The following is an 8,395-nucleotide window of genomic DNA, read 5'->3' as shown; positions in this document are numbered from 1 at the left end:
GTCGGCCACCGCGGGCTGAAGCTGCTTGCGGCGCTCGTCAGACGATCAGGCGAAATCCTTGATAAGGCCGAATTGATGGACGCCGCGTGGCCGGGCACAGCCGTCGAAGAAGGCAACCTCACCGTCCAGATCGCGCAGCTCAGGAAGTTGCTTGGCCCCGCCGACGACGGCGGTGAATGGATATCAACGGTTCCACGCGTCGGCTACCGCTTCACGGGAGCCGTCGAACAGATCCATGGCGCGATGCGAAAACTCTTGCCGCTGCCCGACAAACCGTCGATAGCCGTGATGCCTTTCGTCAATGTCAGCCACGATCCCGAGCAAGCCTCCTTCGCCGACGGGTTGACCGAAGACCTGATCACCGACCTGTCCAGGATTTCTGGCCTGTTCGTCATCGCCCGCAACTCGGCCTTCGCCTACAAGGGAAAGGCGACGGACGTGCGCGCGATCGCCGAAGAGCTCGGCGTGCGCTACCTGCTGGAGGGGAGCGCACGCCGCGCGGCGGGACGCGTGCGCATCAACGCTCAGCTGGTCGACGCGGCGAGTGGCGATCATTTATGGGCGGAACGGTTCGATCGCGGCCTGGAAGATATCTTTGCCGTCCAGGGCGAGGTCACCGGCAAGATCGTGGAGGCGTTGCTGGGCCGGCTGCGCTCGCCGCCACCGCGCAATCGGCCCAAAAATCTCGAGGCCTACGATCTCTGCGTGCGGGCGCGCAAGCTGATGGATGACATGCCGCAGGCGGCGCAAGAAGCCCATCTGATGCTCTCTCGCGCTGTTTCGCTCGATCCGGAATACGCCGAGGCCCATCGCTGGCTTGCCATGAACCACTGGATGGGATGGATACATAGCGGCGGGCCAGCAGAGCCTACTCGTAGGGTTGCTTTGGAACTGGCGCGAAAGGCTGTCGCGATCGATCCCAACGATGCTGGTTGTCGCTGGGTCCTGGCTTACCTGCTTGCCTATGAGCGCAGCTTCGCCGAGGCGGATGCGGAATTCGCCAAGGCGATCAAGCTTGACCCGAACGAGGCCGACACCTGGGCGGCATTGTCCGACATCGCGGTCCTGGCCGGGCGGGTTGAGGAGGGCCTCGAGCACATTCGCAAGGCGTTCCGGCTCAATCCGTTTCCGCCAAGTTGGTACTATCTGACGCTCGGACAGGCGCAATATGCGGCTGTCGATTATGAAGCCGCTGTCGAGACACTGCACAAGGACGAGACCTATCGTACAAGCTCACGCCGTTTCCTGGCGRCAAGCCTTGCCCAGTTGGGCCGGCTCGAAGAGGCGCGCGCAGAGGTCGAACTGTTCCTCACAGGCAATCCGAATTTCACAACCCGCCACTGGGCCTCGACGGAGCCATTTCGCGACGCTGCAACGCTCGAACATTTCGTCGATGGCTACCGCAAGGCCGGCCTTCCGGAGTGAAGTTCATGCCCCTTTGCCATGATCGCCCATGCGATGCGGGCGATTTTGTTGGCGACTGCAACCGCGACAAGCGTGAAGGGCTTCTTCGCAAGCAGGCCTCGGGCCCAGTTCGCCAAAGGCCATCACTCGTCCCCTTCTTCATCCGGTAGAGGGCGGTATGCGCTCCGACCAGCGGCTCTTGCACTCGGGTCATTTTGGTATACAGTATCCCAAATGACCTGACATGTGACGACCCGAAGGAGCAATGAATGACCGTCGCRATGAACCCGGACGARTTYCGYACSGCACTKGARAACGCCATCAAGGGCAAGAGCGCGAACAAGTCGCCATTCAGCSTCGSSTGGGCAAGYGGCAAGCTSAGCCGYGASCATCTCKCSCGCTGGGCCGAGAACCACTACCACTATGTCGGSCCSTTCGCGGACTACCTCGGCTACATCTATGCCCGCATGCCRGAGSRKYATGTCGAGGCSAAGGATTTCCTKCTSGCCAACATGTATGAGGAAGAGATCGGYGGCGACCGTCACACCGATCTACTCGTTCGTTTCGGCGAAGCCTGCGGCACGACAGGCGACAGGATGCGCGACTCCGACAACATGTCGCCGACGACACGCGGCCTGCAGAGCTGGTGCTATTCGGTTGCAATGCGCGAAGACCCGATCGTCGCCGTTGCCGGCCTCGTCGTCGGCCTGGAATCGCAGGTGCCGTCGATCTACCGCAAGCAGACGCCGACCCTGCGCGACAAATATGGCTTCACCGACGAGGAGGTCGAGTTCTTCGACTTGCATATCGTCTCCGACGAAATCCATGGCGAGCGCGGCTACCAGATCGTGCTCGAGCATGCCCGCACCGTCGAGATGCAGCAGCGCTGCCTCAAGATCTGCGAGGTCGGTGCCCAGATGCGGCTGCTCTACACCACCGCGCTTTACAACGACTATGTCGCGGCCGAGCTGCCGCTCGAGGAACTGCTCGCCGCCTGATCCCGCCACAGTGGGGAGCGCGCGGGGCGGCCCTGCCTCGTGCGTTCCCTCGCTGACCCAAACGCCAACAATTACCGGACGACAACGACGTGAAACAGGTCTTGAAACTCGAACTCGAAGAAGCCCGTGTGATGATGGCTGCGGCTGTGGCCAAGGCGCTGGAGCTCAATGTTCCCGAAACAGTCTGCATCGCCGATGACGGCGGCCATCCGATCGCGCTGGAGCGCATGAACGGCGCGCGCGTCACCGGCCCGCAGATCGCCTGGAACAAGGCCTTCACCGCCGCCGGCCACAAGCGCTCGACGCATCTGTTCACCACCCCGCCGAACGGCCCGGCGCTGCCCGGCAACGAGGCCTTCGGCATCCAGCTCAGCTTCGAGGGCCGCTTCGCCGCCTTCGTCGGCGGCTTTCCCGTCGTCGTCGACGGCGAGGTGATCGGCGGCGTCGGCCTCAGCGGCGGCAATGGCGAACAAGACATCGCCTGCGGCGTGGCGGCGCTCGCCGCATTGCAAGCGATACTGGAACCCAAGGGCCACAAGGTCATGGTCCAGGCCGACATCAAGAAGTGACCGAAGCGGCAGCGCCGCGTCCAACCGAACAGTGGAGACATGGATGGACCATGTTGTGCGCGTCCTCGAAACCGAGGACCAGTTTACCGTTGCCTCGGAAGAATCCGTGCTGATGGCGGCGATCCGCCAGGGCGTCCAGTTGCTGCATGACTGCACCGAGGGCGGCTGCGGCACCTGCCGCGTGCGGCTGATGGAAGGCTGCGTCCGCTACGAGGAATACCCGCTGGCACTCACCCCGGAGGACGAGGAGGAAGGCTTCGCGCTTGCCTGCCAGGCACGCCCGGAAAGCGACCTGCTGATCTCGACCGAACGGCCGATGGATCCGTGCTCCGATCCCGAACGGTATGCCGCGACCGTCCAGTCGGTCCGCAATGTCGGCCGCGACGTCGTCCATCTGACGCTCGCGCTTCCGGGCTCGGAGGAGTTGATCTACCGGCCAGGGCAGTATCTCAACGTGCTGCTCGACGATGGCAACAAGCGCAGTTTTTCAATGGCTTCGGTACCCAATGGCAAGACCGTCGACCTGCATATCCGGCGCGTCCGCGACGGCCATTTCACCGGCGGCCAACTGCTGCGGCTCAGCCCCGGCGACAGGCTCGACGTCGAGCTGCCACATGGCCTGTTCTGCTGCCGCAAGGAGGATTTCCGCCCGCTGCTGATGGTGGCGACGGGTACGGGGCTGGCGCCGATCAAGAGCATCTTGGAATCGCTGATGGACGATCCCGACTGCCCGCCAGTGTCGCTCTACTGGGGCATGCGGACGGAAGAGGACCTTTATCTGCATGACGTGATCCAGTCCTGGGGCGAGCGGTTGTGCGACTTCCAGTATGTGCCGGTGCTGTCGCGGCCCGGTCCGGGCTGGGAAGGACGGCAGGGCTATGTCCAGGAGATCGCTGCCGAGGATATCGGCGACCTTTCCGAGCACGCCATCTACATGTGCGGCTCGCCCAAGATGATATCGAGCGCCAAAAAACTGTTCGTCGAGAACGGCGCCAATCCCGGCTTCATCTACGCCGACGCCTTCAACTTCCAGCACACGCTGGTGCCGGCGGAGTAGCGGCGAACACCGAGCGCAGGGCGAGGGCAACATGGAAATCTCAGTCGCAACGCCCGCCGGGCGACCGCATGACGGCGTCGACCATTTGCTAGGAATTCCCTATGCGGCGGCACCCGTGGGCGCGATCCGGCTCGAATCCTAGCCTGAAATGCACCAGATGGGCGGTGCTGATTGAATACTGTACTCCAAAGCCAGGACGCTATATCGTCCGGCACAAGGCGTTGCTTCCGCAGGTTGATTCGACCCTTGCCACAGGAAGTGTAAGACCATGACCGTCATACTCGGGGAAATCCACGCTCCGCTCACCAAGCTGATCACCGCCGCCTTGCGCGAGCGCATCGTCAGCGGCGAAATCGGCGTCGGCGAAAGGCTTGTCGAAGGCCGCCTCTCCGAGGAGATGGGCGTGTCGCGCATGCCGGTGCGCGAGGCGCTGCGCGAACTCGCCGCCGAGGGCATCGTCACCATCGAGCCGCGTCGTGGTGCATCGGTTGCGGTGTTCAGCGAGGAGCAGAAGCGTGAGCTGGTCGAAGTTCGCGCTACGCTCGAGGCGCTCAACGCCAAGCTGGCCGCCAAGCGCCACGACCCCGAACAGATCGCCGCTTTGCAACGCATCCTCGACGACGGCGCCAAGCTGGCCGACACCGACGATCCGGTGCTGCTCTCGCGCCAGAACACCGAATTCCACGAGGCGCTGGCCACCGTCGCCRCCAATTCGGTGCTGCAGGACATAGTGCGCTCGCTGCGCGATCGGACGGTGATGCTGTTCGCCCCGATCAGCAAGCGCCGCGGCCGCCAGAACTGGGAAGWGCATGCCGGCATCCTCCGCGCGGTCATCGCCGGCGACAGCGAACTCGCCGCCTTGCTTGCCGCCCGCCACGTCTACAACGCTGCCGAGATGCCACAGGAATAGGCGCTCAGCGATTGTCGTAACTCTCCGGCGAATTGGGGCTGGTAGGGGCACCTGAATATCAGCTTTCGTGTCACCCTGAGGCACCCACCGGTCGCCAGTCTTGAACGCGCCGCAATCGAACCTTTAGCTCCGCGCCTACAGCAGGCACGGCAGGCAGTGAAGAAGAGATAGCCCCATGTCGGGAGCCGGCAATCACCGGCCCCAGCCTGTGGGCCACCTCCAGATCAATCCTGGCCAACGATCCGACGGTAGGCTAGCCCGGCCAGCGCGATGTCCTGCAGGCCAACGCCGACAGACTTGTAGACGGTGATCTCATCATCTGAGGTGCGGCCACGCGCCCTTCCGGCGAGGATTTCGCCGAGCTCGACGACTTTGGCCGCAGTGAGCGCCTGGGGATCGGCCAGCGCGAGATCGCCTGCTTCGCGTAGGCTCTGTTCGCGCCATTCGACGGCGACGAGCGAGGCACGTGCGATTGCCCGGTCGTCGAGCTCGCGGGTGTTGGGTAGGCTCGAGCCGACGGCAGCAATGAAGCACCCCGGCTTGAGCAGGTCGCCCGAAAACAATGCAGTTGGCGATCGCGAGGCGGTAATGACGATGTCGGCTTCCGCTGCCGCCTGTTCGGCCGTGGCCATTCTCGTGGGAACGCCGCAGGCAGCTTCCAGCTCGGCCGCCAATGCGGGATCGGACGACCGGCTCACCAGCAGCACGTGCCTGAGCGGAAAGGCTTCGGCCATCTGCACCGCATGCGCCCGGCCCAGCGGACCGGAGCCGAAGATGGCGAGCGTCGACGCGTCAGGGCGGGCAAGCCGTTGGGCGGAGATGACCGAGCAGCCGGCGGTCCTGAGCCGGGTAATGGCGCCGGCATCGAAAGTGGCGAGCGCGCGGCCGTCGACGGACGAGAAGAGCAAGATGACGAAGGAGAACTGGCCTTTGATCGTGCTGTAAACCTTGGCGCCCAAAACCTGCTGGCCGGGGATGACGGCGCCCAGCGTCGACAGCTTGACGCCGTCGGCCTCGCTGCGGATGCGCGCCTGCATTGCCGCCTCTTGCCTGCCGAAAGACAGGAAGGCATCGGCCAGCACGGCGCGAGCGTCGGCAGCGCTGACCGCCTTTTCAACCATGGCGTCGGTGATATGGATCATCATTGCACCAGCGTTCGGGTGAGAATGCCAAGCGCGCCGAGCCCGGACATGGTGAGCAAAAGGATGCGCACGCCGCGCGGCGAGAAATAGCCGACGAAGCGGCTCGAAACGAAGAAGCCACCCAGCATCAGCGGGAAGAGCAGGATGCCGAGCCAGAGCTGCGGCAGGGTAAAACGATCGACATAGGCCAGCATCAGCAGCGACAGGATCGCGCCAACGAAGAAGACGCAGCTGATCGTCGCGCGCATCTGGCGCGGCGGCACATATTGCATGACGATGGCGAAGGGCGGCGCGCCCGACGAAGTGATGGTGCCCATCAGCCCTGAGGCGAGGCCGGCCAGCGCCATGTTGGGGTGAGATGCCCTGACCTTCCAGCCGGCGAAGCTCAGCCCGACGCCAGCAAGGATCAACACCGCAAAGACGATCGAGAACGCATTGGTGGGCAGCGCCGCGAGCGTGGCGCCGGCGACCAGTGTGCCGCCGGCACGGCCGGCCATCAGCGTGGTCACGCTCGGCCAGTCGACGGCGTCGAAGTCGCGGAGAAGGCCGAGCAGCGCCAAGCCGGCGCCGAGCACCAGCAACGGCCCGGGCGCCATCTCGGGGAAGAACAGCATCGCAAGCGGCGCCGACACCATAGCAAAGCCGAGCCCGCCTATGCCCTGCAGCAGGGCAGCAATGAAGACCATGGCACCCATGCCGAACAGATGTCCCGGCACTAAGTCGCCGGGCATCAACTCGAGCAGGGACTGGAGCATGTCAGGCCCCAAGATAAATGCTCTTGATGCGGCTGTAGAAATCCATGACGTTGGCGCCGCCCTGCTCCTTCGCCGCCTGGTTGCTCGAATGCTTCAGGCCGCCGAAGGGGGCGTTGAGCGACACGCCTGTGGTCGGGCTGTTGACCTTGACGATGCCATGCTGGGTCTCGCGGGCGAAGCGCAAAACCGACGGCAGATCGCCAGTTACCAGCGAGACGGCGAGACCGTATTCGGTGTCGTCGGCCAGCTTGATCGCTTCGTCGAGGCTGTCGATAGGACGGATGGCGACGACCGGTCCGAAGATCTCCTCGCGCCACAGGCGGCTGTCGTCTGGCAGGTCGGAAACGACGGCCGGGCGGACGAAATAGCCATGCGCCAGACTGCTGTCGGCCTCGCGCAGCGCATCGCCGCCGACGACGCGGCCRCCCTCCTCGCGGGCGATGCCTACATAAGCGAGCACCTTGTCGTACTGCGCGCGGGTGGCAAGCGGCCCCATCTGCACGCCTTCTGCCGTGCCCGGCCCGACCTTGACGGCGGCAACGGACTTTTCCAGCCTTGCAACCAGTTCGGCATAGAGCGGGCGGGCGACGAGCACCCGGCTGGTTCCGGTACAGGCCTGGCCAGTGAGGCCGAAGGCGCCGCGTTCGATGGTGGCTACCGCTTTGTCGATGCTGGCGTCGGCCAAAACGACTGTCGCGTTCTTGCCGCCCATCTCGAGTTGCACGCGGGTATCGGTGGATTGCGAAGCGGCGATCTGTTTGCCGACCGCGTAGGAGCCGGTGAAGGTCAGCGCATCGACGCCGGGGCTCGCTGCTATGGCTTGGCCGACCTTGGCGCCCTTGCCTTGGACGAGCGCGACAAGCTTCGGAGGCAGGCCGGCATCGAGCAAGACCTCGACCAGTCGCTGGCCCATCAGCGGCGTGATTTCGGACGGCTTGAAGACCACGCCGTTGCCGGCGCGCGCACCTCCGGCGACTGCTCCGCCCAGGTCGGCCACGCAGATGCAACCACTGCCACCGCCTCGGCAACATCGGTGGCGTCGGAGTCAGGAAACAGCCCGATCAGGTCGCGCTCATCGGCGGGATTGCGGTTCTCGAAGGTGGCCCCGGCACGCGCGGGCTGCCACTCGCCGGCGATGTAGTTCAGATGTTGCTCAGTCATCAGTCGGTTCTGCTTTCGGAGAAGGGCGCGTCAGCGCGTCTTGGGCACCCAGGAGACGCTGATGTCGCCGAGTACGAAGGTCTGGCAGGCCATGCGGAAGCCGGCGGCGAGGTCGTCCACGGTCAGGTGGTTGCGCTCTTTTGGCTTGACGGCATCGGTGTTTTCGATGCCGGTCTCGATCTTGCAGCGGCAGGTTCCGCAGAGCCCGCCGCCGCACTTGAAGGGGATGCCCCCCTTCTCGCGCAGCGACACACGCAGCAGGTTGCTGTTGTCGGGTGCGGACACCTGCTTGCCGCCATTGGTGATGAAGGTGATGTTAATCATCGGTGCGTTCGATGTATGTTGATGCTGGCCGGCCCCTCAGACGAGCTTGAGCTGGATGTCCATGCTGCCGTAGGT

10 protein-coding genes and 1 pseudogene are annotated in these 8,395 nt (G+C 64.4%); 5 read left to right on the top strand and 6 right to left on the bottom strand.

Annotated features, from left to right (window positions below):
• On the top strand, positions 1-1,425 hold a 1,425-nt coding region (locus AC1DUU_RS16495), incomplete at its 5' end, for a winged helix-turn-helix domain-containing tetratricopeptide repeat protein (RefSeq protein ID WP_476784490.1).
• Here the strand turns inward: AC1DUU_RS16495 and AC1DUU_RS16490 are convergent.
• Positions 1,398-1,597 (bottom strand): annotated as a pseudogene (locus tag AC1DUU_RS16490) (IS110 family transposase); the annotation flags it as partial. The gene AC1DUU_RS16495 and the pseudogene AC1DUU_RS16490 sit on opposite strands and share 28 nt — an antisense overlap.
• Before the next feature lie 76 nt (positions 1,598-1,673).
• Between AC1DUU_RS16490 and AC1DUU_RS16485 the strand changes: the two are divergent.
• The 4 genes from AC1DUU_RS16485 (at position 1,674) to AC1DUU_RS16470 (ending at position 4,938) form a co-directional block, all read left to right on the top strand.
• The gene (locus AC1DUU_RS16485; protein WP_476784489.1) at positions 1,674-2,402 is read left to right on the top strand and encodes a TenA family transcriptional regulator; all 729 of its coding nucleotides are present in this window, start codon (positions 1,674-1,676) and stop codon (positions 2,400-2,402) included.
• Between the two features lie 89 nt (positions 2,403-2,491).
• Positions 2,492-2,971: a GlcG/HbpS family heme-binding protein gene (locus tag AC1DUU_RS16480; protein ID WP_476784488.1), complete on the top strand. Its 480-nt coding sequence runs from the start codon at positions 2,492-2,494 to the stop codon at positions 2,969-2,971.
• A 43-nt stretch (positions 2,972-3,014) separates the two neighbouring features.
• Positions 3,015-4,028, top strand: a complete 1,014-nt coding sequence (locus tag AC1DUU_RS16475) for a 2Fe-2S iron-sulfur cluster-binding protein (protein ID WP_476784487.1) — start codon at positions 3,015-3,017, stop codon at positions 4,026-4,028.
• A 268-nt stretch (positions 4,029-4,296) separates the two neighbouring features.
• Positions 4,297-4,938 (top strand): GntR family transcriptional regulator, encoded by a 642-nt coding sequence (locus tag AC1DUU_RS16470; protein WP_476784486.1) that lies wholly within the window; start codon positions 4,297-4,299, stop codon positions 4,936-4,938.
• A 224-nt stretch (positions 4,939-5,162) separates the two neighbouring features.
• Here AC1DUU_RS16470 and AC1DUU_RS16465 read toward each other — a convergent pair whose 3' ends face one another.
• Genes AC1DUU_RS16465 through AC1DUU_RS16445 form a run of 5 tightly spaced genes read right to left on the bottom strand, consistent with a single transcriptional unit; the run spans position 5,163 to position 8,320 of the window.
• Positions 5,163-6,083: an ornithine cyclodeaminase family protein gene (locus tag AC1DUU_RS16465; RefSeq protein WP_476784485.1), complete on the bottom strand. Its 921-nt coding sequence runs from the start codon at positions 6,081-6,083 to the stop codon at positions 5,163-5,165.
• Positions 6,080-6,835: a sulfite exporter TauE/SafE family protein gene (locus tag AC1DUU_RS16460; RefSeq protein ID WP_476784484.1), complete on the bottom strand. Its 756-nt coding sequence runs from the start codon at positions 6,833-6,835 to the stop codon at positions 6,080-6,082. The genes AC1DUU_RS16465 and AC1DUU_RS16460 overlap by 4 nt, the downstream gene beginning before the upstream one ends.
• 1 nt (position 6,836) lies before the next feature.
• On the bottom strand, positions 6,837-7,781 hold the full coding sequence (locus AC1DUU_RS16455) for an aldehyde dehydrogenase family protein (protein WP_476784483.1): 945 nt from the start codon (positions 7,779-7,781) through the stop codon (positions 6,837-6,839).
• The gene (locus tag AC1DUU_RS16450) at positions 7,748-7,996 is read right to left on the bottom strand and encodes a hypothetical protein (protein WP_476784482.1); all 249 of its coding nucleotides are present in this window, start codon (positions 7,994-7,996) and stop codon (positions 7,748-7,750) included. The genes AC1DUU_RS16455 and AC1DUU_RS16450 overlap by 34 nt, the downstream gene beginning before the upstream one ends.
• Positions 7,997-8,026: 30 nt before the next feature.
• The gene (locus tag AC1DUU_RS16445) at positions 8,027-8,320 is read right to left on the bottom strand and encodes a 2Fe-2S iron-sulfur cluster-binding protein (RefSeq protein WP_476784481.1); all 294 of its coding nucleotides are present in this window, start codon (positions 8,318-8,320) and stop codon (positions 8,027-8,029) included.
• Between the last annotated feature and the right edge of the window lie 75 nt (positions 8,321-8,395).

It is taken from the genome of Aminobacter sp. P4_H6_2, from assembly GCF_056400805.1.
Note: the sequence above shows the minus strand (reverse complement) of the source record. Positions and strands in the feature narration are given on the sequence as shown.

Coding starts and splice junctions, on each gene's coding strand:
- AC1DUU_RS16460 (WP_476784484.1), bottom strand. CDS start 6,835: ATGCTCCAGTCCCTGCTCGAGTTGATGCCCGGCGACTTAGTGCCGGGA.
- AC1DUU_RS16475 (WP_476784487.1), top strand. CDS start 3,015: ATGGACCATGTTGTGCGCGTCCTCGAAACCGAGGACCAGTTTACCGTT.
- AC1DUU_RS16445 (WP_476784481.1), bottom strand. CDS start 8,320: ATGATTAACATCACCTTCATCACCAATGGCGGCAAGCAGGTGTCCGCA.
- AC1DUU_RS16465 (WP_476784485.1), bottom strand. CDS start 6,083: ATGATGATCCATATCACCGACGCCATGGTTGAAAAGGCGGTCAGCGCT.
- AC1DUU_RS16450 (WP_476784482.1), bottom strand. CDS start 7,996: ATGACTGAGCAACATCTGAACTACATCGCCGGCGAGTGGCAGCCCGCG.